The following is a 26,056-nucleotide window of genomic DNA, read 5'->3' on the forward strand; positions in this document are numbered from 1 at the left end:
GCAGGGGCGCAGCCAGATTGTGCCACGCAGGCGGCGGGCGCCGCACACTGGTCACGCTGGCCGTGGCACGCTGGCAGTATGGCGTTTGGGAATACGAGCGATGTGGCCTGAAGGCGACTATTTGCCCCGACCGCGCTCCAGCCGCAGTTGCGCATTGCACAGCATTCTTGACAGTGCCGTCGTATACATGCCATAGTTACGGGCGTATAGCATTCATGGAAACCGGTACTGTCAGGCTCCAGTTGTATTTGGACCTGGCGCTATCACCCCTGACACTGGCTGCACGGACTGAAACGTCCACATCTTTCAGGTTCGCGGGGGCGCACCCGGGCCTAGCCCAGCGTGCAATACCAGTCGCTCCGGCGACCGCAGTTTCCCCCCGTGTGAACCAGCCGCTACCGCGGCAACCCCCTAAAGGACTGAATTGACTAAGATCGTCTTGAAACCCGGTGAGCCCGTTGAAGTTGCAATGCGCCGCTTCCGTCGCGCCATTCTGCAGACTGGCCTGATCGTTGAACTCAAGAGCCGTACCGCTTACGAGAAGCCGACGACCGAGCGCAAGCGCAAGAAGAAGGCCGCCGAAGCGCGCCTGCGCAAGCGCCTGCGCATGCAGATGCTGCCGAAGAAGATGTACTGATTCGGGCAAGCTTCGCAAAAAAACCGCCAGTTCGCTGGCGGTTTTTTTATGCCCGCGCGCAGGGCGTGCCCCTCCCCCTGCCTTCGCGGCTTTTGCTGCACTGCGCCACCTGAGCGTTGCGCCGATGACCGGCATAATGGCGGATATTGCGCCTTCGTGGCGCCTTGTTTGACCCTGATGGGACCCTGCCTTGACTGCCATCCTCGAGTTGCGCAAGGTGCGCAAGCAATACGGCGACACGGTCGTGGTCGACGACCTCGATCTCCAGGTGTTTCGCGGCCAGTGCTTCGGCCTGCTCGGCCCCAACGGCGCCGGCAAGACCACCACGCTGCGCCTGCTGCTGGGCCTGACCACGCCCATGGCCGGCACGCTGACGCTGTGCGGCGAACCCATCCCCGAGCGCGCGCCGCAGGCGCGCATGCGCGTGGGTGTGGTGCCGCAGTTCGACAACCTCGACCCGGACTTCTCGGTGATCGAGAACCTGCGCATCTTCGGGCGCTACTTCGGGCTGTCGTCGGCCGAGATCGAGCGGCGCGTGCCGATGCTGCTGGAATTCGCCCGGCTGGAGAACCGTGCCGATGCCCAGGTGCGCGACCTCTCCGGCGGCATGCGCCGGCGCCTGACCGTGGCGCGCGCGCTGATCAACGATCCCGACCTGCTGGTGATGGACGAGCCCACCACCGGCCTGGACCCGCAGGCGCGCCACCTGATCTGGGAGCGGCTCAAGTCGCTGATGGCCAGCGGCAAGACCATCCTGCTGACCACGCACTTCATGGAAGAGGCCGAACGGCTGTGCAACTACCTGTGCGTGATCGACGGCGGCCGCAAGATTGCCGAAGGCAAGCCCCACGAACTGATCGACAGCCAGATCGGCTGCGATGTGGTGGAAGTCTATGGCGATGAACTGGACACGCTGCGCGGCAGCCTGACGCCGCTGGCGCAGCGCACCGAAATGAGCGGCGAGACGCTGTTCTGCTACGTGCGCGAGCCCGCCCCGCTGCTGGCGGCGCTGCACGGCAGGAGCGGCGTGCGCTACCTGCACCGCCCGGCCAACCTGGAGGACGTGTTCCTCAAGCTGACCGGCCGCGAGATGCGGGACTGAACCCGAGGCACTGACATGAGCGAACAGGATCCCCGCGCGGATACCTCCGATAGCGCCCCTCCCGTGACCGCACGCGGCACCGCGGCCACAGGCGTGCGCCAGACCTATCCGCAGCCGCTGCTGCCGCGCAACCTGCGCAACTGGATGATGGTCTGGTACCGCAACTACATGGTGTGGAAGAAGCTGGCCATCCCGTCGATGATCGGCAACCTGGCCGACCCAATGATCTACCTGTTCGGCCTCGGCTTCGGGCTGGGGCTGATGGTGGGCGAGGTCAGCGGCGTGTCGTATATCGCCTTCCTCGCCGCGGGCACCACCGCATCGAGCGTGATGATGTCGGCCAGCTTCGAGTCGATGTACTCGGCCTTCTCGCGCATGCACGTGCAGCGTACCTGGGAGGCGATCATGCACGCGCCGCTGACGCTGGGCGACGTGGTGCTGGGCGAGATTTTCTGGGCCGCCAGCAAGGCGGTGCTGTCCGGGCTGGCGATCATGCTGGTGGCAGGCGCGCTCGGCTATGCGCAGATGCCGGGCGCGCTGCTGGCGCTGCCGGTGATCGTGCTGGCCGGCATCGCCTTTGCCGCGCTGGCGATGATCGTCACCGCGCTGGCGCCGAGCTACGACTTCTTCATGTTCTACCAGACACTGGTGATGACGCCGATGCTGCTGCTGTCGGGCGTGTTCTTCCCGCTGGAGCAGCTGCCCGAAGGTGTGCAGGCGGCAACCAAGATGCTGCCGCTGTCGCATGCGGTGGCGCTGATCCGGCCGCTGATGCTGGGCCGCCCGCTCGACGACGTCGGCCTGCATGTCGGCGTGCTGGCCGCCTATGCGGTGGTGGCACTGGTCGCCTCGCTGATCCTGCTGCGCAGGCGCCTGTTGCGCTGAATGAAAACCGCCGGCCTCAGGCGCTGCCCACCAGCCTGAGCCCGGCAATCCCGCACACGATCAGGCCGATGCAGCCGAGCCGCGCGGCAGTGGCCGGCTCGTTGAAGAGTATGATGCCGAGGATCGCGGTGCCGACCGCACCGATGCCGGTCCAGACCGCATAGCCGGTGCCCACCGGAATGTGACGCAATGCCAACGCCAGCAGTACCACGCTGATCGCCATGCCGGCGAGCGTGATGACGCTCGGCACCAGCCGCGTGAATCCGTCGGCGTACTTGAGCCCGATGGCCCACACCACCTCGAACAGCCCCGCGAGGGCCAGTAGTGTCCATGCCATATCGAAATTTCCCGTTGCGTCGTTCCGTGCGCAACGATAGCGGAGAACCCGCCACCTTGCAGCGCATCGCCCTGGCGCTGGGAACCGCGTTGGCAACTGCCATGCTGTCCGGATGCATGGTGGTCGGCGCCACCATGGCCGTCGGCAGCGCCGCAGTATCGACGGTAGCCACCGTGGGCTCCGCCGCGGTCAGCGTCGCCTCGACCACTTATGACGTGACCGCAGCGGGTGTGAAAGCCGTGGCCGGCGGCGACGACCCGCCGCCGCCCCAGCCCGCGCAGGCCTCGCAGCCCGCGGAGCCCGCGCAGCCCTCGCAATAAGGGAAGTCAGCGCCCCCTCACTCGCCTAGGCCGCGCAGCAGATCGGCCTTCAGGTCCTCCACCGACTCCAGGCCCACCGCCAGCCGGATCAGCCCTTCACCCACGCCCGCGGCCGCCTTGGCCTCCGGGCTCACGCGCGCATGCGTGGTGGTGTACGGGTGCGTGATGGTGGTGCGGGTGTCGCCCAGGTTGCCGGTGATCGAGCACACGCGGGTGTTGTCGATCACGCGCCAAGCATTGGCACGCTGCTGCTCGGGCGTGGCGCCCTTGAGCTCGAACGACACGATCGCGCCGCCGCCGCTTTGCTGGCGCATGGCGATCTCGTGCTGCGGGTGCGACTTCAGCGCCGGGTGAAACACCCGCGCCACTGCCGGATGCGATTCCAGGAACTGCGCCAGCGCCAGCGCGCTGGCCGAATGGCGCTCCATGCGGATCGCCAGCGTCTCCAGGCCCTTGAGCAGCACCCAGGCGTTGAACGCCGACAGCGTCGGGCCCGCGGTGCGCACGAACGGGAACACCTTGCCCATGATGAAGTCGTGCGAGCCCAGCACCGCGCCGCCCAGCACGCGGCCCTGGCCGTCGATATGCTTGGTGGCCGAATGCACCACGATGTCGGCGCCGAATTTCATCGGCTGCTGCAGCGCCGGCGAACAGAAGCAGTTGTCGACCACCAACAGCGCGTTCGCGTCGTGGGCGATATCGGCCACGGCGGCGATGTCGGCGACTTCGGTCAGCGGGTTCGACGGCGTTTCCAGGAAGAACAGCTTCGTGTTCGGACGCACCGCGGCGCGCCATGCGTTCAGGTCGCTCGGATCGACGAAGGTGGTGTCGACGCCGAACTTCGAGAAGATATTGCCGAACAGCGTCATGGTCGAGCCGAAGATCGCGCGCGAGCTGACCAGGTGGTCGCCCGCCTGCATCGACGACAGCACCACCGACAGGATCGCGCTCATGCCCGAGGCCGTGGCCATGCAGGCCTGCGCGCCTTCCAGCGCGGCCAGCCGCGACTGGAACATCGACACAGTCGGGTTGGTGAAGCGCGAGTAGGTGAAGCCCTCTTCCGAGTTGGCGAAGCGTTCGGCGGCCTCGGCGGCGCTGTTGAAGCAGAAGCTCGAGGTCAGGTACATGGCCTCGGAATGCTCCATGAATTCGCTGCGCAGCGTGCCGGCGCGCACGCCGAGAGTATCGATGCCGAGCGATTCGGGATTGAGCGGTTCGTTCATGCTGGTGGCGCGGTCGTACCCGCGCGAGTGCAATGGTTTCGACCAGCAACCGCGTGGCGGCCGGCCATGAAAAAAGCCCGTGCGATCGGGTAGTCGGATCGACGGGCTTGCTGTTCTGCGGAGGCCTTCGGCAGGCTGTGGCGGGTGGTCGGCCCATTGCGCATGCACCCTGAGGGCTGCGCGCATCGGCAAACATTGCTGACCGCCATCTCTTTAGCTGTTTCGGGCTGGACCCGCGTCCGCAAGCTGACTATCAAATCGACGCCCGGCCATGTTACGGCCGGGCTCCGCATTCGTCAACGCGCGGACAGCGGCGGCGCAGCTTACTCGTTGCCGCCGGAGCGCTGCAGGTGCAGTTGCGAGCGCTCGCCACCGTCGCCGTTGGTGCCTTCGCGGTCGGCCAGGCTGCGCGCCGTTTCCAGGCGGTCCAGGTAGGCCTCGTCGATATCGCCGGTGATATAGCGGCCATCGAAGCACGACGCGTCGAAGTCCCGCAGCGCCGGATTGATGTCGCGCACCGCCTGCTTCATCGCTTCCACGTCCTGGTACACCAGCTTGTCCGCGCCGATGATCTTCGCGATCTCCTCGTGCGTGCGGCCATGCGCCACCAGTTCGCTGCGGGTCGGCATGTCGATGCCGTACACGTTGGGAAACTTCACCGGCGGCGCGGCCGAGGCGAAGATCACCTTGTTGGCGCCGGCGTCGCGCGCCATCTGCACGATCTCGAACGAGGTCGTGCCGCGCACGATCGAGTCGTCGACGATCAGCACGTTCTTGCCCTTGAACTCGACGCCCATGGCGTTGAGCTTCTGGCGCACCGACTTCTTGCGCACAGCCTGGCCGGGCATGATGAAGGTGCGGCCGACGTAGCGGTTCTTGAAGAAGCCTTCGCGGTAGTTCACGCCCAGGCGGTTGGCCACCTGCATCGCAGCCGGGCGGCTGGAATCGGGGATCGGCATCACCACGTCGATGTCGCCGGCCGACACTTCCTCGCGGATCTTCTCGGCCAGGTAGTCGCCCATGCGCAGGCGCGCGTCGTACACCGGCACGCCGTCGATGCACGAATCCGGACGGGCCAGGTAGACATACTCGAAAATGCACGACGTCAGCACCGGATTGTCGGCGCACTGCTTGCTGTAGAGCTTGCCGTCCAGGTCGATGAAGATCGCCTCGCCCGGCGCCACGTCGCGCTCGAGCCTGTAGCCGATGCCTTCCAGCGCCACCGACTCCGACGCCACCATCCATTCCTTGCCGGTCGGGGTCTCGATGCTGCCCAGGCACAGCGGGCGGATGCCGAACGGGTCGCGCACGGCCAGCATGCCATAGCCGGCGATCTGCGCGGCGATCGCATACGAGCCGCGCACGCGGCGGTGCAGGCCGCTCACTGCCGTGAAGATGGTGTCCGGGTCCAGCGCCATGCCGCTGCTGGCACGCTGCAGTTCGTCGGCCAGCACGTTCAGCAGCACTTCGGTATCGGAGTGCGTGTTGATGTGGCGACGGTCGCGGCGGAACATCTCTTCGCGCAGCTGCTGCCAGTTGGTCAGGTTGCCGTTATGCGCCAGGATCACGCCGTACGGCGCGTTGACGTAGAACGGCTGCGCTTCTTCCTCGCTCGACGCCGAGCCGGCGGTCGGGTAGCGCACCTGGCCGATGCCGGCGGCACCCGGCAGGCCGCGCATATTGCGGGTACGGAAGACATCGCGCACCAGGCCGTTGGCCTTGTGCATGTGGAAGGTACTGCCGTTGGCGGTGGCGATGCCGGCAGCATCCTGTCCGCGATGCTGCAACAACAGCAGGCTGTCGTAAATCAATTGGTTGACAGGCGTGGCTGAAACCACACCGACGATACCGCACATTGCCAAGCTCCCAGGAAAGGCTTTGAATCAGGGGGCGCAGCCTGGTCCGGAAATCCCCCGGACCCAAAGGCCTGCGTACTACCGACCGGGCACCATGCCCGGCTTCATGTCTTGACGTACTTCGCCAGCTCCGGCGGCAGCCATGGCTTGACGGAATCCATGGCCTGCATCACATAAGGGCGGCTTACCGCGTCGCGCCAGAACGGTTCTTCCGGCAGCTTGGTGAGGCTGGCCAGCGTGACCATCACCATCACCAGCAGCGCGCCGCGCATCAATCCAAATACCAGCCCGAGCCCGCGGTCGGCCGGCTTGAGCCCGGTGCTCTCCAGCAGCTGGCCGACCACCATGCCGGCCAGCGAGGCCCCGAGCACGGTGCCGATCAGCAGCACCACGAAGGCCAGCGCATGGCGGGCCAGTTCGCCGCCGGGCAGCGACTCGGGCATCCAGCCCGCGGCCACCGCGCCGTAACGGAACGCCACCCAGAACGCCACCACCCAGCCGATCAGCGACAGCACCTCGCGCACCAGGCCGCGCAGCACGCCCAGCATGGCGGAGGCGAGCAGGATGAAGACCACGGCGTAATCGAAGAAAGTCGGCTGCATCGTTGCTTGCGGCCGCGCCAGGCACCGGCCGCGCTGGCCCTTTACTGTTCCACGACCCGCGAGGTCAGGCCCACCGCGCGCACGCGCTTGTCGGCGGCGTCGGCGGCTTCGCGGTCGCTGAAGGGACCGGCACGCAGCAGGATGCGCTCGCCATCGGCCAGCACTTTCTTTTCGACGTAAGCCGGCACCTTGCTCGCCTTGAGCCTGGCCAGCCAGTTCTTCGCCCGCTCTTCGGAGGAGAAGGCGCCGATCAGGATCAGGTACTTGCCGCTGCCCTGCCTGGCTTCCGCCTTGGCCTCGGCCTTCTGTGCAGGCTTGTCCGCGGCTGCAGTGGCCGCGGGCTTCTGCGGCGCGCTGACGATTTCCTCGCCGGCATCCAGCGCCGCGGCATCATTGCGCCCCGCCGGGGCGGGCGGCAGCGGATCGGCCTTGCGCGGCTCCACGCGGGGCTTCTGCGACACGCCGTTGGCTACCTTTACCGAGACATCATCGGACACCGGCCGCGGCTTGGTCTCGAACACGATGGGCAGCACGATCACGGCAGCCACCACCAGCACCACGGCGCCGATCAGGCGGCGGCGTGCGCGCTGCTTATGCGGGAATTCAGGGTCGAGCGTATCGTCGGCATATTCCTCGGCCAGGCGGCGCGACGAGGCTATGCCTGCACCCGGGTCGGTGCGCTGGCGCCGCGCACGCTCTGGTGCCGGGTCGTTGCCCTTGCGGGAAGAAAACAGCGAAAGCAGGCCCATAAATTGGTTCGGTGCGACGGCCATGGGGGCCGGTCGTTGCGTTTGCCGCTCAGGGAGCGCCCATGACCGCCGGGGTTGGTCCTTCAGCGCAGGATGGCCTGGCGCCTCAGTTCGCCTGCGTGGCCCGGTAGGCCATCACGCCGGCAACGGTATAGAACGATCCGAAGACCAGAATTCTATCATTCTCGGTGGCTCGCTCGATGGCGTCGCGGAATGCCGCCTCCGGGCTGGAAAAGCAGGCCGCGGTGGCGTCCGGTCCGGGGCGGAAACCGCCAGCCTCCAGCTTCGCCAGCACGTCGGCCGCGCTGGCGGCGCGCTCGGTCGGCAGGTCGCACAGGCACCAGTGGTCCACCTTGTCGGCCACGTGCTGCAGCACCCCGGCGATATCCTTGTCCTGCATCGCGCCGAACACCGCGTAGGTATAGCGGAAGAAGCCCATGTTCTCCAGGTTCTGCCCCAGCGTTGCGGCCGCATGCGGATTGTGCGCCACGTCGAGGATCACCGCGGGCCGTCCTGGCAGCACCTGGAAGCGTCCCGGCAGTTCGACGAAGGCGAGTCCGTTGCGCACCTCCTGTGCGCTCACCGGCAGGCGCGGGCGCATGGCCTGCAGCGCCGCTAGCGCCGCGGCGGCATTCAACAGCTGGTTGGCGCCGCGCAGCGCCGGGTAGCCCAGCCCGTTGAGCTTGCGGTCGCCGCCGCTCCAGTCCCATTGCTGGCGCTCCTGGCCCTTGGCGGCCTGGAAATGGAAATCACGGCCCATCAGCCACAGCTCGGCGCCGATGGCCTCGGCGTGCGCCACCAGCGACTTGGGCGGCATCGGATCGCCGCAGATCGCCGGCACGCCCGGGCGGAAGATGCCGGCCTTCTCGAAGCCGATTTCCTCGCGGGTATTGCCCAGGTACTGGGTGTGGTCGATATCGACGCTGGTGATGATGGCGCAGTCAGTGTCGATCACATTGACCGCATCAAGCCGCCCGCCCAGTCCCACTTCCAGGATGATCGCGTCCAGCCCGGCCGCGGCGAAGGCGTGGATGATCGCCAGCGTGGTGAACTCGAAGTACGTCAGGCTGATGGGATCGGCAAAGCTGTTGCGCGCGCGCTCGACCGCCTCGAAATGCGGCAGCAGCTGCGCATCGGTGGCCATTTCGCCGTTGATGCGCGCGCGCTCATTGAACGAGATCAGGTGCGGCGAGGTATGGCAGCCGACCTTGTAGCCGGCCTCCAGCAGGATGCGTTCGAGCATCGCGCAGGTGGAACCCTTGCCGTTGGTGCCGCCCACGGTGAACACCACCGCGTCGATGCGCAGCCCGAGGGCCTCTTTCACGCGCGTGATGCGCGTCAGGCCCATGTCGATACCCACGGGATGGGCGGTTTCGAGATGGGCGAGCCATTCGGGGAGCGTGTGGAAGACAGGCATGTACGGGGTGCGAGGAAAGCTATTGCTACCAGATTCGGCCAGGGGCCCGCAAAGTCAAGGGCAGGTACGGCGCCGACAGGAAAAACGGGCCAACAAGGCGGCCAAGAAATGCGAAAGGCGCGTCAACCACCCGCGCCCTCCTTGCTGCCATGCAGGTGGCGTTATGCCACCGCGTCGGCGGGCTGCTTCTGCAGCAGCGCCAGCAGCTGCGCCAGTTCCGCACGCAGCTTGCGGCGGTCGATGATCATGTCGATGGCGCCCTTCTGAATCAGGAACTCCGAGCGCTGGAAGCCTTCGGGCAGCTTCTCGCGCACAGTCTGTTCGATCACGCGCGGCCCGGCAAAGCCGATCAGCGCCTTGGGCTCGGCGATCACCACATCGCCCAGGAAGGCGAAGCTGGCCGACACGCCACCCATGGTCGGGTCGGTCAGCACGCTGATGAACGGCAGCTTGGCCGCGCTCAGCTGGTTCAGCATGGCGGTGGTCTTGGCCATCTGCAGCAGCGACAGCAGGCTTTCCTGCATGCGCGCGCCGCCGGTGGCGGTAAAGCAGATAAACGGCACCTTCTGCTCCAGCGCGGCCTGCGCGCCGCGCACGAAGCGCTCGCCCACCACGGAGCCCATCGAACCACCCATGAACTCGAACTCGAAGCAGCTCACCACCACCGGGATGGTGTGGATGGCACCGCCCATCACCACCATGGCGTCGGTCTCGCCGGTCTCGTCCATGGCCGCCTTGATGCGGTCCGGGTACTTCTTGGAGTCCTTGAACTTGAGGGCGTCGACCGGCACGATCTCCTGGCCGATCTCATAGCGGCCTTCGGCGTCCAGCAGTGCGTCCAGGCGTGCACGCGCGTTGATGCGCATGTGGTGGTCGCATTTCGGGCAGACGTGCAGGTTGGCCTCGACGTCGGTCCGGTACAGGGTGGACTCGCACGACGGGCACTTGACCCACAACCCCTCCGGGATGCCCTTGCGGGTACGGGGGTCGGTCTGTTGAATCTTGGGAGGCAGGAGTTTATCCAACCAGCTCATGAAAGCTCCTTTCGGATAGCTGCAGTCCGCCGGCAAACCCCTTTACGGGACGCATCTCGGCAGATGGCAGGGAATCAACCCGCGAATTTACCACGCCGGCCCGGTGACCTCTAAGCGGAACACGCCGATTGCGGACGGCGAATCACTTCTCAGCAGCCCTCGGGCCGGGATTACAACACTTCAGCTGTCCAGCGCCTGGCGGATCTCGGCGATAAACGCCTGCAGCGTTGCCACCGCCTGCTCGCGCGGCGTGTCTTCCAGCAACTGCACCAGGCGGCTGCCAATCACCACGGCATCGGCCACACTGCCGATCGCGCGCGCAGTCTGCGCGTCGCGGATGCCGAAGCCTACACCGACTGGCAGGTTGGCGTGCTGCTTGATCAGCGGCAGGCGCGCCGCCACGCTGTCCAGGTCGATCGCGGCCGAGCCGGTCACGCCCTTGAGCGACACGTAGTAAAGATAGCCGCTGGCCACGCGGGCCACCGCTTCGATGCGCGCGTCGGTCGAAGTCGGCGCCAGCAGGAAGATCGGATCCATGCCGTTGTCGCGCATCAGCCTGGCGAACGATTCACACTCCTCGGGCGGATAGTCGACCACCAGCACGCCGTCCACGCCGGCCTCGCGCGCGGCCGCGGCAAAGGCCTGCTCGCCCATGCGCTCGATCGGGTTGGCGTAGCCCATCAGCACCACCGGGGTGTCGGCGTTGGTCTGGCGGAATTCGCGCACCCATTGCAGCACCTGCCTCAGCGACACGCCCTGCGCCAGCGCGCGCTCCGAGGCGCGCTGGATCACCGGGCCGTCGGCCATCGGGTCGGAGAACGGCACACCCAGCTCGATCACGTCGGCGCCGCCGGCCACCAGCGCATGCATCAGCGCCACGGTCAGGCCGGGCTCGGGATCGCCGGCGGTGATAAACGGAATCAGGCCCTTCTTCTGCTGCGCGGCCAGCGCCGCGAACGTCTTCTGGATACGGGACATATCAGGGAATCAGGTGAGGCCGCGACGCCGGCGAGGCATCGTCGTTGGCGGCGGCCAGGGTTGGGGTGGCGTCGGGCTCGATGGCCGGCATCGCTAGCGCGGCGGCTGACACGCGTTCGCACGCCACCTGCACGTATTCCGGGTTGATCTCGTAGCCGACAAAGCGCCGGCCGTGGCGCAGGCAGGCCACCGCGGTGGTGCCGCTGCCGGCGAACGGGTCCAGCACCAGGCCGCCCGGCGGGCAGCTCGACAGCACCATGCGCTCGACGATCTCCAGCGGCTTCTGCGTCGGGTGGTTGGCACGCTCCGGATCCTGGCGGTGGATGCGCGAGATGCTCCACAGGTCCTTCGGGTTGTAGCCCACCTCCAGCCACTTCTTGCCCTCGAAACGCGGGCGGCTGCGCGCCTTCTTGGTCTCGGGGTCGTAGGGAATGCGGACCGGGTCGAGATCGAAGTAGTAGTCGCGCGCGCGGGCGAAGAAGCCGATGTTGTCGTGCACCGACGAGAACTTGCGCGTGGTGCCGCCCATGCTGGGCACGCGGCGGTCCCAGATGATCTCGTTGATCATCGTCAGGCGCCGCTTGAGCATCACGAACAGCTCCGGCGAATACTGCCAGGTGCAGAACAGGTAGAGCGTGCCCTTGGGCGCGAGCTTGGGCACGACCGCGTCCATCCAGCGCTCGGACCAGTCCAGGTAGGCCTGGCCCGACAACAGGTCCGAGTCGTTGCCGTAGTCCTTGCCCAGCCCGTAGGGCGGGTCGGCGACGATCAGGTCGACCGAGCCGTCCGGCAGTCGGGCAATGCCCTCGAACATGTCTTCCTGGAACAGCTGCAGCGGCGGCGCTTCGGGATGCGCAGGCAGGGCATCCGCCCCGCCCACGGCCAGTCCGGCGGTATGAGGCAGCGCGCGCATCAGAGCTTGAGCCCCGCGCGTTCGGCCACGGTGTGCATGTCCTTGTCGCCGCGGCCGGACAGGTTCACCAGCAGCAGCTTGTCCTTGGGCAGCGTGGGCGCCAGCTTGCAGGCATAGGCGATGGCGTGACTGGATTCCAATGCCGGGATGATGCCCTCGATGCGACAGCAGTCGTGGAAGGCCTTGAGTGCTTCCTCATCTGTGATCGGCATGTACTGCGCACGGCCGCTGTCCTTGAGCCAGGCGTGCTCGGGACCGACGCCGGGGTAGTCCAGGCCGGCCGACACCGAATGCGTCTCGATGATCTGGCCGTTGGCGTCCTGCAGCAGGTAGGTGCGGTTGCCGTGCAGCACACCAGGCGTGCCGCCGATCAGCGCGGCGGCGTGGCGGCCGGTGTCCAGGCCGTCGCCGGCGGCTTCGACGCCGATCAGCTGCACGTCCTGGTGCTCGATATAGGGGTAGAAGATGCCCATCGCATTGGAGCCGCCGCCGACGCAGGCGATCACGGCATCCGGCTGGCGCCCCGTCATCTCCGGCATCTGCACCTTGGCTTCCTCGCCGATCACGCACTGGAAGTCGCGCACCATCATCGGGTACGGGTGCGGACCGGCCACGGTGCCGATGATGTAGAAGGTGGTCTCGACGTTCGTGACCCAGTCGCGCATGGCCTCGTTGAGCGCGTCCTTGAGCGTGCGCGAGCCGCTTTCCACCGGCACCACGGTCGCGCCCAGCAGCTTCATGCGGTAGACGTTGGCGGCCTGGCGGCGCACGTCCTCGGCGCCCATGTAGACCACGCACTCCATGCCGAAGCGCGCGGCGATGGTGGCAGTGGCCACGCCATGCTGCCCTGCCCCGGTCTCGGCGATCACGCGCGGCTTGCCCATGCGCTTGGCCAGCAGCGCCTGGCCGATGACGTTGTTGATCTTGTGCGCGCCGGTGTGGTTCAGGTCTTCGCGCTTGAAGTAGATCTGCGCGCCGCCGAGCGTTTCGCTCCAGCGCTGCGCGTGGTAGATCGGCGACGGGCGGCCGACGAAATGCTTCAGCTCACGGCGGAATTCGGCATCGAACTCGGGGTCCTTCTGGTAGTGCGCATAGGCTTCACGCAGCTCATCCAGCGCGTGGACCAGCGTCTCGGAAACGAAGGTGCCGCCATAGGGGCCGAAATGGCCACGGGAATCGGGCAGGTCGTACATGTCTAGGCTCTTCGGAACAGCGGCCTTGCCTCATATGGCAAGGACGCTTGGTTGACTGCGATGCGCGGTGCCCGCACAGGCGGTAGGAAGTGGGGTCGGGTGGTCGGGATACGACCCGGGCCCGATTCATCCTGCCTCGGCACTGCGGACAGCGCGCACGAACGCGGCGATGCGGGCGTGGTCCTTCACGCCCTTGGCGGCCTCTACCCCGCTGCTGACATCCACAGCGTAAGGCCGCACGCGTTCAATCGCGCCAGCGACGTTTTGCGCGTTCAACCCACCACTCAAAACGATGCGAGGAGCGCCGCTTGCGTTCGGGTTGCCGGTTGCCGGAGCAGTTACCGGAGGAGTGGGCGGAAGCCATGCCGGAGGAATCAGGGTCCAGTCGAAGACGTGGCCGCCACCGCCGTAGCCTTCGACGAAGGCATCGAGCAGCAAGGCAGCGGCATCACGGTATTGATCGGCGAATTCTACCAAATCGAGCCCCTGGCGCACACGGGCGGCACGCAGGAATGGCAGCCGGCAGCGCTGCGAGGCCTGTGTGCAGAACTGCGGCGTCTCGTCGCCATGCAGCTGCAGCAGCGTCAGCGGTACGCGCTCGGCCACGTGGGCGATGTCTTCCAGGTCGGCGTTGACGAACAGGCCGGTTACCGCGACGAACGGGCCGGCGGCTTCTGCCAGCGCCGCGGCACGGGCCACGTCGACGTAGCGCGGGCTCTTCGGGTAGAACACCAGGCCGATCGCATCGGCGCCTGCATCCACGGCGGCGCGCACGTCGTCCTCGCGGGTCAGACCGCAGATCTTGATGCGGGTGCGGGCCGGCTGCATGTGCACGGCAGTGCCCTCAGGCTGCGTCATCGAAGACTCCATGGAACAGACTCGCGGACGTGTCGGCCGCGGGGATCTGGTAAGCATCAGGATACTTGACGTCCACCAGGTAGAGGCCATCGGGCATGAAGGTCGGCGCGGCCAGCTTGCGGTCGCGTCCGGCCAGCACCTGCGCCAGCCACTCCGGCGGGTAGCGCTTGCGTCCCACCGCCACCAGGCAGCCCATCAGGTTGCGCACCATATGGTGCAGGAAGGCGCTGGCGCGAAAGCGCAGGAACACCCAGTTGGCGTCGTCCTTGATGGTGACGTCATACATGGTCTTGACCGGCGACTTGGCCTGGCATTCGGCGGCGCGGAAGGCCGAGAAATCGTGCTCGCCGACCAGGCAGGCGGCGGCCTCGCGCATGGCATCGACATCGAGCCGCTGGCCCGGCGGCAGCATCTGGTAGCCCGCGCGGCCGTGCACCAGCGGCACGCGGTGCGGGCCGGTGTAGAGCGCGTAGTAGTACATGCGCTCGAACGCAAGGAAGCGGGCGTGGAAGCCCTCGTCGACCGGGCGCGCCCACTGCAGCGCGATCGACGACGGCAGGAAGGCGTTGACGCCGCGCACCCAGGAGAAGGGCTCGCGCTCGAGCGTGGTGTCCAGGTGGATGACCTGGCCCAGCGCATGCACGCCGGTATCGGTACGCCCCGCCACGGTCGTCAGCAGGCGTACGCCGGCAAAGCGCTCGATGGCGACTTCCAGGTGGTCCTGCACGGTGTTGCGGTGCGGCTGCGACTGCCAGCCGGAAAAGGCGGCGCCGTCGTAGTGCAGGCCGATTGCGATGCGGTTCATGTCAGGGGGTCAGGCAAGGCGGCGGGGTGCGGTCACGGGTGAAATTCGCGCACGGCCCGCCAGAAAAGCAAATGCGCCGGAAGGGACGCTTCCGGCGCATCGCTTCGTGCCGCGGCAGCGCGTGCCGCGGCCGGACCGTCAATGATAGCTCAGGCCACTTCGAGGAGCAGCGAACGAGCCTCGGCCTGCAGCGGATCCTGCGACTGCTCGACCACTTCCTGCAGCAGCTCGCGGGCCCCTTCCTTGTCGCCGATCTCGATATAGGCGCGAGCCAGGTCGAGCTTGATCTGCATGTCGCGCCCGCCGTCCACACCATCGGACGACAGTGTGCTGGGCGAGACGCCGCCACCGGTTTCGGCGGAGACGCGCGACAGGTCGATCGGCTCGGCCAGCTTGCCGTCGCGCAGCATGGTGGTCGCCGGCAGCGGCATGGTCGCCTCGTCGAGAACATCCTTGCCGCGGGCGTCCTGCTGCGTGCCGCCACCCAGGTCGAACGACAGGCCCGACAAGTCGAACTCCAGCGGTCGGCCGCGGGTCGGCGTGTCCAGGCTCGGCATGTCGTCCGCCAGCGGGTCGGCGCCGCTTGCCGGCAGGTCCAGGCCGGCGTCCAGGCGCAGCGCCGTCTCGGTCTGGTCCGCGTCAGCGCCGAACACCATCGCGGCGGAAGCCGGGGCGACGATGGGATCGCCGGCCGCCGGTGCCGGGAAGGCATCGAGCGGCAGCGCCAGGTCGCCCAGCGAGGGCTCGAGCCTCGGGATCGAGGCCGGGTCGTGCGACGGATCCTGGGTGCGCCACTGGTCCGTTGCCGGCGAGGCCGTATCCGGGCCTGCGGCGTCGGCGGTTACCGCCAGGTAAAGCGCATTGCCCGGTTCGAGCGCGCGCCCCATTTCTGCTGCCTTCAGCCATTCCGCACCGTGTCCGCCGGTCTGGGCGAACATTTCTTCTGCAATCACGCGGAAACCTTCCACATCCTGTCTGTTGCTGTAAATCTCCAGGAGCTTGAGCCGCACCGGCTGCTGCTCCGGGTTTTTCTCCAGGGCTTCGCGCAGGATTTCCTCTGCCTGCACATCGCGCCCATAGGCGATATAGACCTCGGCCTCGGCGATCGGGTCGACCTCGTTGGCTTCCGGCGTGTTGTTGCCGATGCGGAAGTCCGCGCCGAACACGCTGTGCTGCGAGGTATCGACGCTCTGCCCGCCGGCCGCGCCGAACAGCGAATTGGCGCCGGCCATCACGGTGCTTTCCTGCGACAGGATGCTGTCGCCGAAGCCGGTGGCCTCGCCTGCCTTCTGCTGCTGGCGGCGGCGATAGATCGCATAGACACCGAGCAGCGCCACCAGCAGGCCGCCGCCGGGCAGCAGCATCGGGTTGGCGAGCAGGCCGTCGAGGAACGAAGGCTCGGGCACCGGTTGCGGCTGGGCAACCACCGGCGGTACCGGCTTGGCGGCCGGGGCCGAGGCGGGCGCAGCCGCCTGCGTAGTCCCGGCCGGGGCAGCGGCCGGCGCTGAAGCTGCGGCAGCCGCGGCAGTGGCAGCCACCACGGCAGCAGGTGCTGCGGCGTCGGCGGCACTGGCGCCGGCAGTTGTCGGTGCTGCAGCGCTGGTGGCCGTCGCGGGCGTCGTCGGTGCGGCCGCAGCATCCGCCTTCGGCGGCTGGGCGACCACCACGGCCGGCGCCGTCGCTTCGGCTGTCCTGGCCGCGGCGTCGGCCTTGGCGACCGCCTTGTCCTTCTCGGCCAGCGCGGCCTGGTTGGCCTGGCTCAGCTTGGCGATCTCGGCGTTCTTCAGCTCGAGCAGCTTCTGCATGTCGCCGATGTTCTTTTCCAGCTGCGCCAGGCGCGTTTCGGCCTCCTTCAACTGGCGCTCGCGCGCGATGGCGGCCTCGGCCTTGGCCGCCGCGTCGGCTTGCCCGGCGCGCTCGGCCTTGCTCAGCTTGAGCTCGTCGCGCGCGGCGGCCGGTGCGGCCTGCTCCTGCACGCGGGCGGTCACGTTGCCGGACTGCTGGCGGCCGCTGTCGGGCTCGACCGACTTGGCTGCCGCCGCGCTGGCGAGGCGGCTGCGGTAGGCATCAAAGCCCTGCGTGCGCGCCACCACCTCGCGGCGGGCGGCCTTGGGCGTGACCGATTGCGCCTGTTGCGCGGTCGGCACCTGCAGCACCGCGCCGCTGCGCAGCCGGTTCATATTGCCGCCGATAAAGGCGTTGGGATTGTTGCGATAGAGCGCGACCAGCATCTGGTCGAGCGACACCGACTCCTGGCCCTGTACGGCTTCGCCGGCGATGGCGTAGAGCGTGTCGCCGCGCTGCACGGTGTAGCCGCCGCCGGGGGCCATCTCGGTGCTGGCGGCCGGCGCCGGGGCGCGCTTCGCGCTCTGGCGGGCCGGGCGCGCGGGCGCGGCAGGACGAGGCGCCTCGGCCGCAGCGGGTGCGGCTTCCGGCTGCGGCGCGGCAGGCGCCGCAGCCTGCGGCGTGGCGGCGGGCGACGCATCTGGCGTCGCGGCCGGCACCACCGCCGAAGGCGAGAATGTCTGGTTGGAGGGCTTGGCCCCGGCGGGGTCAAGCAGGAAGGTGTAGGCGCGCGAGACCTTGCCGCTGGCCCAGCTCATGTCGATCAGGATATCGACGAACGGCTCGCTGATCGGCTGGCTCGACCTGACCCGCGCCACGTAGCTGCCGTTGGGCCGGCGCTCGATGTCCAGCTTCATGCTGCTGACGGCCGGCATATAGGTCAGCCCGGCCGCGGCGTAGGCCGACGGTGGCGCCAGCTTGACGCTGAGCCCGCTGGCCTCTTCGGCAGTGACCCCACTGATGTCGATCTCAGCCTGCAGCGGCTGCCCCAGATTCGACTGAACCCGCAATTGCCCGAACCCCGCGGCATATGCGGCCGGCTGCGCAAGCAGCAGGCCCAGTGCCGTGACGGCCAGCGTTGACCAGCGCTGACGGGCAGTAGGCGCATCTTTCCGGCGATGTTGGCTCACACTCACCTTATGCTCCGTTATGTTTTAGTAGCGATATTAAATCGACAGACCGACCCCATAAACCAGGTCCGGCAGGCTGGCGGGACATTCTATACGCACCCCTTGACCAGCCCGCACACAGGCGCTGACCCCTGCGGGCCCGGGCGCATGCCGGCGTATTGTGACGCATCGCCCGGAAAAATAGGCGCCCGGATACAACAACGCCGCGCATGGGCGCGGCGTTGTCGGTAAAGCGGTCCATTCTGTTGCCTGGCCGCAACGGACGCAACCAGGCAAGCGAAGATCAGGACTCGATCAGGATACGCAGCATGCGGCGCAGCGGCTCGGCCGCGCCCCACAGCAGCTGGTCGCCGACCGTGAAGGCAGACAGGTACTCGCCGCCCATCTGCATCTTGCGCAGGCGGCCGACCGGGATCGTCAGCGTGCCGGTCACGGCAGCCGGGGTCAGGTCGGTCATGCTGGCCTCGCGCGTATTCGGCACCACCTTGGCCCACGGGTTATGGACGGCCAGCATGCCTTCGATCTCATCCAGCGGCACATCCTTGCGCAGCTTGATGGTCAGCGCCTGCGAGTGGCAGCGCATCGCGCCGATGCGCACACACAGGCCGTCCACGGCGATCGGCGTGGCGCCGGTCGCACCCAGGAAGCCTTCGCCGCGGCCCAGGATCTTGTTGGTCTCGGCGCCGCCCTTCCATTCTTCCTTGGACTGGCCGTTACCCAGATCCTTGTCGATCCAGGGGATCAGGTTGCCGGCCAGCGGCACGCCGAACTGCTTGGTTTCTTCGGCGGACAGGCCGTGCTGGGTCGCCAGGATGGTGCGGTCGATTTCCAGGATGGCCGAGGCCGGGTTGTCCAGCAGCGGCTTGACCGATGCGTTCAGCGTGCCGAACTGGGTCAGCAGCTCGCGCATATGCTGCGCGCCGCCGCCCGAGGCAGCCTGGTACGTCATCGAGGTCATCCACTCGATCAGGTCGGCCTGGAACAGGCCGCCCAGGCCCATCAGCATGCAGCTGACCGTGCAGTTGCCGCCGATGAAGTTCTTGACGCCCTTGGACAGCGCGTCCTTGATCACACCCTGGTTGACCGGATCCAGCACGATGATGGCATCGTCCTTCATGCGCAGCGAGGACGCCGCGTCGATCCAGTAGCCCTTCCAGCCGGCTGCGCGCAGCTTGGGGAAGACCTCGTTGGTGTAGTCGCCGCCCTGCGCGGTCAGCACCACGTCGCACTTCTTCAGTGCCTCGATGTCGTTGGCATCCTTGAGCGTGGTTTCGTTCTTGGCCATGGCGGGCGCCTTGCCGCCGGCGTTGGACGTGCTGAAGAAGACGGGCTCGATATGGTCGAAATCACGCTCTTCCTGCATGCGCTGCATCAGGACGCTGCCGACCATTCCCCGCCAACCGACGAGACCTACAATCATGATTTACCTCGGATGTGATTTTTACTTCCCCGCCATTTTCCTCGCCCGGCGTGGCTGCGCGGGGAAGACGGGCAGGCACGACGAACGGATCTAGGCGATCGCGGTTTTAATAATGGTTTTAATCGTCGTTGCAGTCTGGCCGAGCGAAATCGTGCCTACCGGGCCGCGGGTAGCGGTCAGGGCAGCAACAGCAGTCAGGGTGGACTGGGAAAATCGGGCCATCGGCAGAGTCTACACGATTTTGCGGCGCCGCCGCAGCGTGGAAATCGGGGACAAATAAAACCAAGGGCACCGCGATTGCGGTGCCCTTTTACGTGTGACTTACAGTGCCGCCAGCACCGCTTCGCCCATTTCGCGGGTGCCAACCTGCTTGCAGCCGGGCGTCAGGATGTCGCCGGTGCGGTAGCCCTGGGCCAGCACCTTCTTGACCGCGTTCTCGATGCGATCGGCCTGATCGGCCTTGTTCAGCGAGTAGCGCAGCATCATCGCCGCCGACAGGATGGTGGCCAGCGGATTGGCCACGCCCTTGCCGGCGATATCCGGCGCCGAGCCGTGCGACGGCTCGTACAGGCCCTTGTTGTTGGCATCCAGCGACGCCGACGGCAGCATGCCGATCGAGCCGGTCAGCATGGCGGCCTCGTCCGACAGGATGTCGCCGAACATATTGCCGGTGACGATCACGTCGAAGCTCTTCGGCGCCTTGACCAGCTGCATGGCCGCGTTGTCGACGTACATGTGCGACAGCTCGACCTCCGGGTACTCCTTGCTGACCTCGATCACGATGTCCTTCCAGAACTGGAAGGTCTCGAGCACGTTGGCCTTGTCGACGCTGCACAGCTTCTTGCCGCGCTTGGCCGCGGCCTGGAACGCCACATGGGCGATACGGCGGATTTCCGGCTCGCTGTAGCGCATGGTGTCGAAGCCTTCGCGCGCGCCCTTGAACAGCCCGTCCGGCGCTTCGCGCACGCCGCGCGGCTGGCCGAAGTAGATGTCGCCGTTCAGTTCGCGCACGATCAGGATGTCCAGGCCCGCCACCAGCTCGGGCTTCAGGCTCGAGGCACCGGTCAGTTCCGGGTAGCAGATCGCCGGGCGGAAGTTGGCGAACAGCTGCAGGTGCTTGCGCAGGCCCAGGATGGCCTGCTCGGGGCGCAGCGCGCGCTCCAGGCTGTCGTACTTCCAGTCGCCCACGGCGCCGAACAGGATGGCGTCGGCTTCCTTGGCCAGCTTCAGCGTGTTCTCCGGCAGCGGGTGGCCTTCGGCCTCGTAGCCGGCGCCGCCCACCGGGGCGGTTTCCAGTTCGAACTTCTCGTCGAGCGCGTTCAGGACCTTGACGGCCTCCGCGACGATTTCGGGACCAATGCCGTCACCCGGCAGGACTGCGATTTTCATGCTGTGTCTTCCTTGTTATGGCGGTACGGGCTCAGCCGACCAGGCGGTTGTTCAGCCACGGCATCTTGGCCACGCGCTCGGCCTCGTAGGCCTTGATCTTGTCGGCATGACGCAGGGTCAGGCCGATGTCGTCGAAGCCGTTGAGCATGCAGTACTTGCGGAACGGCGCAATGTCGAACGAATACGACTCGCCGCCCGGCGTCACCACGACCTGCTTGTCGAGGTCGATGGTCAGCTTGTAGCCGTTGAACGCATTGGTCTCGTTGAACAGGTGGTCGACCTGGAGTTCGGTCAGCGCCACCGGCAACAGGCCGTTCTTGTAGCAGTTGTTGAAGAAGATGTCGGCAAAGCTGGGCGCGATCACGGCGCGGAAGCCGTATTGCGTCAGCGCCCACGGTGCGTGCTCGCGCGAGCTGCCGCAGCCGAAGTTGCGGCGCGCCAGCAGGATCGACGCGCCCTGGTAGCGCGGCTGGTTCAGCACGAAGTCCGGGTTCAGCGGACGCTTGCTGTTGTCCATGCCGGGCTGGCCGACGTCCTTGTAGCGCCACTCGTCGAACAGGTTGGGGCCGAAGCCGGTGCGCTTGATCGACTTCAGGAACTGCTTCGGGATGATGGCGTCGGTATCGACGTTCTCGCGGTCAAGCGGCGCCACGAGGCCGCTGTGTACGGTGAACTTGTCCATGTTCTCTTTCCTTACTTCTTCGCCGCGCGCTCGAGCGAGCTGCCGGCGGCCTGCGTGTCCTTGCCCAGGCCGGCCATGGTATTGCAGCCGGCAAGCTGCAGCATGCCAAGGCATGCCAGCAATGCGATCAGGGTCCTTTTCATATGCCGTGCTCCACTTCAGCCCAGCTTGCGGATATCGACAAAATGGCCTTCGATGGCGGCAGCCGCTGCCATCGCGGGGCTCACCAGGTGGGTGCGCCCGCCCGCGCCCTGGCGGCCTTCGAAATTGCGGTTCGAGGTCGACGCGCAACGCTCGCCCGGATCGAGGCGGTCGGCGTTCATGGCCAGGCACATCGAGCAGCCCGGCTCGCGCCATTCAAAACCGGCGGCCTTGAAGATCTTGTCCAGGCCTTCGCGCTCGGCCTGTTCCTTGACCAGGCCCGAACCCGGCACCACCATCGCCAGCTTCACGTTGGCAGCAACCTTGCGGCCCAGCTTCTGCACCACCCAGGCGGCGGCGCGCATGTCTTCGATGCGGCTGTTGGTGCACGAGCCGATGAAAACCTTGTCGATATTGATGCTCTCGACCGGCACATTGGGCTGCAGGCCCATGTATTCCAGTGCGCGCTCCATCGCGTTGCGCTTGCTCGGGTCCTTTTCCTTCTCCGGATCCGGCACGCGGTCTTCGATGCTGATCACCATTTCCGGCGACGTGCCCCAGGTCACCTGCGGGCGGACGTCTTCGGCACGCAGCTCGATCACCTGGTCGAAATGGGCGCCGGCGTCCGAATGCAGGGTGCGCCAGTAGGTAACGGCCTGCTCCCACTCCACGCCCTGCGGCGCATAGGGGCGGCCCTTGACGTATTCCAGCGTGACGTCGTCCACCGCCACCAGGCCGGCGCGCGCGCCCGCCTCGATGGCCATGTTGCAGACCGTCATGCGGCCTTCCATGGTCAGGTCGCGGATGGCCGAGCCGGCAAACTCGATGGTGAAGCCGGTGCCGCCGGCGGTGCCGATCTTGCCGATCACGGCCAGCACGATGTCCTTCGCGGTGCAGCCGCGCGGCAGCTTCCCTTCCACCTTGACCAGCATGTTCTTGGCCTTCTTGCCCAGCAGCGTCTGCGTGGCCAGCACGTGCTCGACTTCCGAGGTGCCGATGCCGTGCGCCAGCGCGCCAAAGGCACCGTGCGTGCTGGTATGCGAGTCGCCGCACACCACCGTCATGCCCGGCAGCGTGGCGCCCTGCTCCGGCCCGATCACGTGCACGATGCCCTGGCGGTGATCGTTCATCTTGAACTGGGTGATGCCGTAGCTGTCGCAGTTGGCGTCCAGCGTATCGACCTGCAGCTTCGACACCGGGTCGGCGATGCCCTGGCTGCGGTCGGTGGTCGGCACGTTGTGGTCCGACACGGCCAGGTTCGCGCTGATACGCCACACCGGACGCTGCGCGATTTTCAGGCCTTCGAACGCCTGCGGGCTGGTCACTTCATGCAGCAGGTGACGGTCGATGTAGAGCAGCGTGGTGCCGTCTTCCTCGACGTGGACGGTGTGGTCATCCCAGAGTTTGTCGTAGAGCGTCTTGGCCATGATGCGATGGCGGGCCGGAGGACCGGTCCTTTGCAGGAGGTCCGCGGTGACCGCGCAGTAGTTTGCAGGGGTTTCTGTTCGCTTTGGTCGCGGTGGCGAGCGGTGGGCGACGATGGCGATGATCGCGCCGGAAGCTGCCAGAAGCGAGCGTTATTTCAAGCGTTACTGCGATGCTTGACTTCGCAATCGATTATGCCACAGGGGGTATGGCGATCAGTCCACTGCCCGGCCCGGGCGGCGGCTGGAATGTAATGTGATTGGCGAAAGGGGGATTTCGTCGTTGACGAAAAGGAGGAGGCCGCCGCCCTGCCCGAGGCAGGACGACGGCCTTTTGGGATCAGCCGCCCAGGTAGGCCGCCTTGATCCGGTCGTTGGCCAGCAGGTTGGCGCCGGTATCGGCCAGCACCACCTTGCCGGTTTCCAGCACATAACCCCGGTCCGCGACCTGCAGTGCCTTGTTGGCATTCTGCTCGACCAGGAACACGGTGACGCCTTCGTCACGAATGGTGCGGATGATGTCGAAGATCTGCGCGATGATCAGCGGCGCCAGGCCGAGGGTGGGCTCGTCCAGCAGCAGCAGGCGCGGCCGGCTCATCAGCGCGCGGCCGATCGCCAGCATCTGCTGCTCGCCGCCCGACATGGTGCCGGCGCGCTGCCCCGAGCGCTGGTTCAGGCGCGGGAACAGCTTGAACACGTGCTCGATGCCCGCCTCGATCTCGTCGCGCTTGAGGAAGAACGCGCCCATCTTCAGGTTTTCCAGCACCGTCAGGCTCGGGAACACACGCCGGCCCTCGGGCGAGATCGCCATGCCCAGCCGCATGATCTCGTGCGTCGAGCGGTTGGTGATGTCCTGCCCCTCGAACAGCACGCGCCCGCTGGAAGCGCGCGGCGTGCCGCACACGGTCATCATCAGCGTCGTCTTGCCGGCGCCGTTGCTGCCGATCAGGGTGACGATCTCCCCCTTGTTGATTTCGATCGACACGCCCGACAGCGCCTCGACGGCGCCATAGTGGGTATGGACCTGTTCCAGCTTCAGCATCAGTCCTCTCCCAGGTAGGCCTTGATCACGCGCGGGTCGTTGCGCACTGCTTCCGGCTTGCCGATCACGATCGGCTTGCCATGCTCCATCACCAGGATGCGGTCGGACACACCCATCACCAGGCTCATGTCGTGCTCGATCAGCAATACCGAGATGCCGAACTCGCGCCGCAACTGGTCGATCAGCTGCTGCAGCTCGATCTTCTCCTGCGGGTTCAGGCCGGCGGCGGGCTCGTCCAGCATCAGCAGGCGCGGCCTGGTGATCATGCAGCGCGCGATTTCGAGCCGGCGCTGGTGCCCGTACGACAGCGTGCCCGCCTCGCGGTTGGCGACCTTGGTCAGGCCCATGCGCTCGAGCCACACCGCGGCGCGCTCCAGCGCCTCTCGCTCGGCGCGGCGGTAGGCCGGCGTGGCGAACAGCCCGCGCAGGATGCCGGACTGCACCTGCAGGTGCTGCGCCACCAGCAGGTTTTCCACCACCGTCAGCGACTTGAACAGGCGGATGTTCTGGAAGGTCCGCACCAGGCCCTTGCGCGCCACCTGGTGGCTGGGCAGGCCGGCAATGGCGTGGCCGTCAAGCGTCACCTCGCCCGCGGTGGGCTTGTAGAAGCCGCCCACGCAGTTGAACACCGTGGTCTTGCCGGCGCCGTTCGGGCCGATGATGGCGAAGACCTCGTCGCTGCGCACATCGAATTCAACGCCGTCGACGGCCAGCAAACCACCGAAGCGCATCTGCAGGCCCGAGACTCTGAGCAGTTCTGCCTGTTGCACCGCTTTTTGCACACTCGTCATCGCGGCAACTCCACGTGGGGACGGCTCGCGGGCAACAGGCCCTGCGGACGCCACATCATCATCAGCACCATCACCAGGCCGAAGATCAGCATGCGATATTCGGCAAAGCCGCGCGCCACTTCGGGCAGCACGGTCAGCAGGATCGCGGCCAGGATCACGCCCAGCTGCGAGCCCATGCCGCCCAGCACCACCACGGCGAGGATCAGCGCCGACTCGATGAAGGTGAACGATTCCGGGTTGACCAGCCCCTGGCGCGCCGCGAAGAACGCGCCGCCGATGCCGGCGAACGATGCGCCCAGCGTGAACGCCGACAGCTTGATGCGGGTCGGGTTCAGGCCCAGCGAGCGGCACGCGATCTCGTCGTCGCGCAGCGCTTCCCAGGCGCGGCCCATCGGCATGCGGATCAGCCGGCTGGTGACGAACAGCGTGAAGCCCACCAGCAGCAACGCCAGCAGGTACAGGAAGATCACCATATGCTGGCCGCTGTAGTCCAGGCCGATCAGGTCATGGAAAGTCTTGGCGCCCTCCACGCTTGCGCTGCGCGCCATCTCGATGCCGAACACAGTCGGCTTCGGGATGCCAGAGACGCCATCCGGGCCGCCGGTCAGGCTGGTCAGGTTGTTGGCCAGCAGGCGGATGATCTCGCCAAAGCCCAGCGTCACGATCGCCAGATAGTCGCCGCGCAACCGCAACACCGGGAAGCCGAGCACAAAGCCGAAGGTTGCCGACATCGCCGCGGCGATCGGCAGGCATTCCCAGAAGCCCAGCCCGAAGTACTGGTTCAGCAGCGCATAGGTATAGCCGCCGATCGCGTAGAAGCCGACATAGCCCAGGTCGAGCAGGCCGGCATAGCCCACCACGATATTCAGGCCCAGCCCCAGGATCACGTAGATCAGCGCCAACGTGGCCACGTCCACCGCGCCGCGCGAGCCGAAGAACGGCCATACCAGCCCGACCGCGAGCAGCACCCACACCGCCACGCGCTGCTGGCGCGCGCCGAGCTGCGGCACCGACGGCAGGCGCACGGCGCTGCCGGCACGCGACAGCAGCGGCTTGAACAACTGGAACAGGAACACCGCCGCCACGGCGATCCACACCGGCCGCCAGTGCGGCTCGAGCACCACCTTGTAGCCTTCCAGCTTGAGCTGCAGGCCCAGGATAGGAATCGTCAGGATGGCCGTCATCACGGCCGCGAAGATCGCGTTCTTCAGCGATTGCCCGGGCGCGGCCGCGCGGGTGGCTTGCCCCGCAGGCATCGCGCTAATTTTGTTGGTCATTGTCTC

General features: G+C 66.9%; 26 protein-coding genes. 4 read left to right on the forward strand and 22 right to left on the reverse strand.

Annotation, left to right across the window (positions count from 1 at the left end):
* Positions 1-424 precede the first annotated feature (424 nt).
* The 3 genes from rpsU to AC10V3_RS14430 all read left to right on the forward strand — a co-directional run bounded on the left by rpsU (position 425) and on the right by AC10V3_RS14430 (position 2,624).
* Complete coding sequence (gene rpsU, locus AC10V3_RS14420; RefSeq protein ID WP_010814647.1) at positions 425-637, forward strand: 30S ribosomal protein S21; 213 nt, start codon at positions 425-427, stop codon at positions 635-637.
* Positions 638-827: 190 nt separating this feature from the next.
* Positions 828-1,739 carry a nodulation factor ABC transporter ATP-binding protein NodI gene (nodI, locus tag AC10V3_RS14425; protein WP_022535960.1) on the forward strand — a complete coding sequence of 304 codons (912 nt, stop codon included), beginning with the start codon at positions 828-830 and terminating at the stop codon, positions 1,737-1,739.
* A gap of 15 nt (positions 1,740-1,754) precedes the next feature.
* A complete protein-coding gene (locus AC10V3_RS14430; RefSeq protein WP_022535961.1) occupies positions 1,755-2,624 on the forward strand; it encodes an ABC transporter permease in 870 nt (289 codons plus the stop codon).
* A gap of 16 nt (positions 2,625-2,640) precedes the next feature.
* Here the strand turns inward: AC10V3_RS14430 and sugE are convergent, their stop codons facing one another.
* A complete protein-coding gene (sugE, locus tag AC10V3_RS14435; RefSeq protein ID WP_022535962.1) occupies positions 2,641-2,961 on the reverse strand; it encodes a quaternary ammonium compound efflux SMR transporter SugE in 321 nt (106 codons plus the stop codon).
* A gap of 56 nt (positions 2,962-3,017) precedes the next feature.
* Here sugE and AC10V3_RS14440 point away from each other — a divergent pair, with 56 nt between their 5' ends.
* Complete coding sequence (locus AC10V3_RS14440; protein ID WP_041681106.1) at positions 3,018-3,281, forward strand: hypothetical protein; 264 nt, start codon at positions 3,018-3,020, stop codon at positions 3,279-3,281.
* 17 nt (positions 3,282-3,298) lie between these two features.
* On the opposite strand, the gene AC10V3_RS14445 is transcribed toward AC10V3_RS14440, so the two are convergent.
* The 21 genes from AC10V3_RS14445 to AC10V3_RS14545 all read right to left on the reverse strand — a co-directional run bounded on the left by AC10V3_RS14445 (position 3,299) and on the right by AC10V3_RS14545 (position 26,050).
* Positions 3,299-4,504 carry an O-succinylhomoserine sulfhydrylase gene (locus AC10V3_RS14445; RefSeq protein WP_041681107.1) on the reverse strand — a complete coding sequence of 402 codons (1,206 nt, stop codon included), beginning with the start codon at positions 4,502-4,504 and terminating at the stop codon, positions 3,299-3,301.
* A 323-nt stretch (positions 4,505-4,827) separates the two neighbouring features.
* Positions 4,828-6,360: an amidophosphoribosyltransferase gene (gene purF / locus AC10V3_RS14450; protein ID WP_022535963.1), complete on the reverse strand. Its 1,533-nt coding sequence runs from the start codon at positions 6,358-6,360 to the stop codon at positions 4,828-4,830.
* A gap of 104 nt (positions 6,361-6,464) precedes the next feature.
* On the reverse strand, positions 6,465-6,962 hold the full coding sequence (locus tag AC10V3_RS14455; RefSeq protein WP_022535964.1) for a CvpA family protein: 498 nt from the start codon (positions 6,960-6,962) through the stop codon (positions 6,465-6,467).
* Between the two features lie 41 nt (positions 6,963-7,003).
* Positions 7,004-7,711, reverse strand: a complete 708-nt coding sequence (locus AC10V3_RS14460) for an SPOR domain-containing protein (RefSeq protein ID WP_022535965.1) — start codon at positions 7,709-7,711, stop codon at positions 7,004-7,006.
* A gap of 106 nt (positions 7,712-7,817) precedes the next feature.
* Positions 7,818-9,128: a bifunctional tetrahydrofolate synthase/dihydrofolate synthase gene (gene folC, locus AC10V3_RS14465; RefSeq protein WP_454752234.1), complete on the reverse strand. Its 1,311-nt coding sequence runs from the start codon at positions 9,126-9,128 to the stop codon at positions 7,818-7,820.
* Between the two features lie 161 nt (positions 9,129-9,289).
* Entirely contained in the window at positions 9,290-10,162 is an 873-nt protein-coding gene (gene accD, locus AC10V3_RS14470; RefSeq protein ID WP_490922380.1) for an acetyl-CoA carboxylase, carboxyltransferase subunit beta, read from the reverse strand.
* Positions 10,163-10,342: 180 nt separating this feature from the next.
* Positions 10,343-11,140 carry a tryptophan synthase subunit alpha gene (gene trpA / locus AC10V3_RS14475; protein ID WP_454752235.1) on the reverse strand — a complete coding sequence of 266 codons (798 nt, stop codon included), beginning with the start codon at positions 11,138-11,140 and terminating at the stop codon, positions 10,343-10,345.
* A 1-nt stretch (position 11,141) separates the two neighbouring features.
* On the reverse strand, positions 11,142-12,053 hold the full coding sequence (locus tag AC10V3_RS14480; protein WP_022535969.1) for a DNA-methyltransferase: 912 nt from the start codon (positions 12,051-12,053) through the stop codon (positions 11,142-11,144).
* Positions 12,053-13,246 (reverse strand): tryptophan synthase subunit beta, encoded by a 1,194-nt coding sequence (gene trpB, locus AC10V3_RS14485; protein ID WP_490922381.1) that lies wholly within the window; start codon positions 13,244-13,246, stop codon positions 12,053-12,055. The genes AC10V3_RS14480 and trpB overlap by 1 nt, the downstream gene beginning before the upstream one ends.
* A 126-nt stretch (positions 13,247-13,372) precedes the next feature.
* The gene (locus AC10V3_RS14490) at positions 13,373-14,104 is read right to left on the reverse strand and encodes a phosphoribosylanthranilate isomerase (RefSeq protein WP_490922382.1); all 732 of its coding nucleotides are present in this window, start codon (positions 14,102-14,104) and stop codon (positions 13,373-13,375) included.
* Positions 14,091-14,909: a tRNA pseudouridine(38-40) synthase TruA gene (truA, locus tag AC10V3_RS14495; RefSeq protein ID WP_490922383.1), complete on the reverse strand. Its 819-nt coding sequence runs from the start codon at positions 14,907-14,909 to the stop codon at positions 14,091-14,093. Before truA ends, AC10V3_RS14490 begins: the two co-directional genes overlap by 14 nt.
* A 149-nt stretch (positions 14,910-15,058) precedes the next feature.
* Complete coding sequence (locus tag AC10V3_RS14500; protein WP_490922384.1) at positions 15,059-17,890, reverse strand: motility hub landmark protein FimV; 2,832 nt, start codon at positions 17,888-17,890, stop codon at positions 15,059-15,061.
* 277 nt (positions 17,891-18,167) lie between these two features.
* On the reverse strand, positions 18,168-19,304 hold the full coding sequence (gene asd / locus AC10V3_RS14505) for an aspartate-semialdehyde dehydrogenase (protein WP_490922386.1): 1,137 nt from the start codon (positions 19,302-19,304) through the stop codon (positions 18,168-18,170).
* A gap of 90 nt (positions 19,305-19,394) precedes the next feature.
* The gene (locus AC10V3_RS14510) at positions 19,395-19,526 is read right to left on the reverse strand and encodes a hypothetical protein (RefSeq protein ID WP_013957414.1); all 132 of its coding nucleotides are present in this window, start codon (positions 19,524-19,526) and stop codon (positions 19,395-19,397) included.
* Positions 19,527-19,625: 99 nt separating this feature from the next.
* The gene (leuB, locus tag AC10V3_RS14515) at positions 19,626-20,693 is read right to left on the reverse strand and encodes a 3-isopropylmalate dehydrogenase (protein ID WP_022535975.1); all 1,068 of its coding nucleotides are present in this window, start codon (positions 20,691-20,693) and stop codon (positions 19,626-19,628) included.
* Positions 20,694-20,724: 31 nt separating this feature from the next.
* The gene (gene leuD / locus AC10V3_RS14520) at positions 20,725-21,375 is read right to left on the reverse strand and encodes a 3-isopropylmalate dehydratase small subunit (RefSeq protein ID WP_022535976.1); all 651 of its coding nucleotides are present in this window, start codon (positions 21,373-21,375) and stop codon (positions 20,725-20,727) included.
* A gap of 11 nt (positions 21,376-21,386) precedes the next feature.
* On the reverse strand, positions 21,387-21,518 hold the full coding sequence (locus AC10V3_RS14525) for an entericidin A/B family lipoprotein (protein WP_022535977.1): 132 nt from the start codon (positions 21,516-21,518) through the stop codon (positions 21,387-21,389).
* 15 nt (positions 21,519-21,533) lie between these two features.
* Positions 21,534-22,943: a 3-isopropylmalate dehydratase large subunit gene (leuC, locus tag AC10V3_RS14530; protein WP_022535978.1), complete on the reverse strand. Its 1,410-nt coding sequence runs from the start codon at positions 22,941-22,943 to the stop codon at positions 21,534-21,536.
* A 337-nt stretch (positions 22,944-23,280) separates the two neighbouring features.
* Positions 23,281-23,982, reverse strand: coding sequence for an ABC transporter ATP-binding protein (locus tag AC10V3_RS14535; RefSeq protein WP_022535979.1), 702 nt, complete (start codon positions 23,980-23,982; stop codon positions 23,281-23,283).
* Positions 23,982-24,773: a high-affinity branched-chain amino acid ABC transporter ATP-binding protein LivG gene (gene livG, locus AC10V3_RS14540; RefSeq protein WP_022535980.1), complete on the reverse strand. Its 792-nt coding sequence runs from the start codon at positions 24,771-24,773 to the stop codon at positions 23,982-23,984. Before livG ends, AC10V3_RS14535 begins: the two co-directional genes overlap by 1 nt.
* Positions 24,770-26,050 (reverse strand): high-affinity branched-chain amino acid ABC transporter permease LivM, encoded by a 1,281-nt coding sequence (locus tag AC10V3_RS14545; RefSeq protein ID WP_454752237.1) that lies wholly within the window; start codon positions 26,048-26,050, stop codon positions 24,770-24,772. Before AC10V3_RS14545 ends, livG begins: the two co-directional genes overlap by 4 nt.
* Positions 26,051-26,056: the final 6 nt, after the last annotated feature.

It is taken from the genome of Cupriavidus sp. PB-02, from assembly GCF_058252315.1.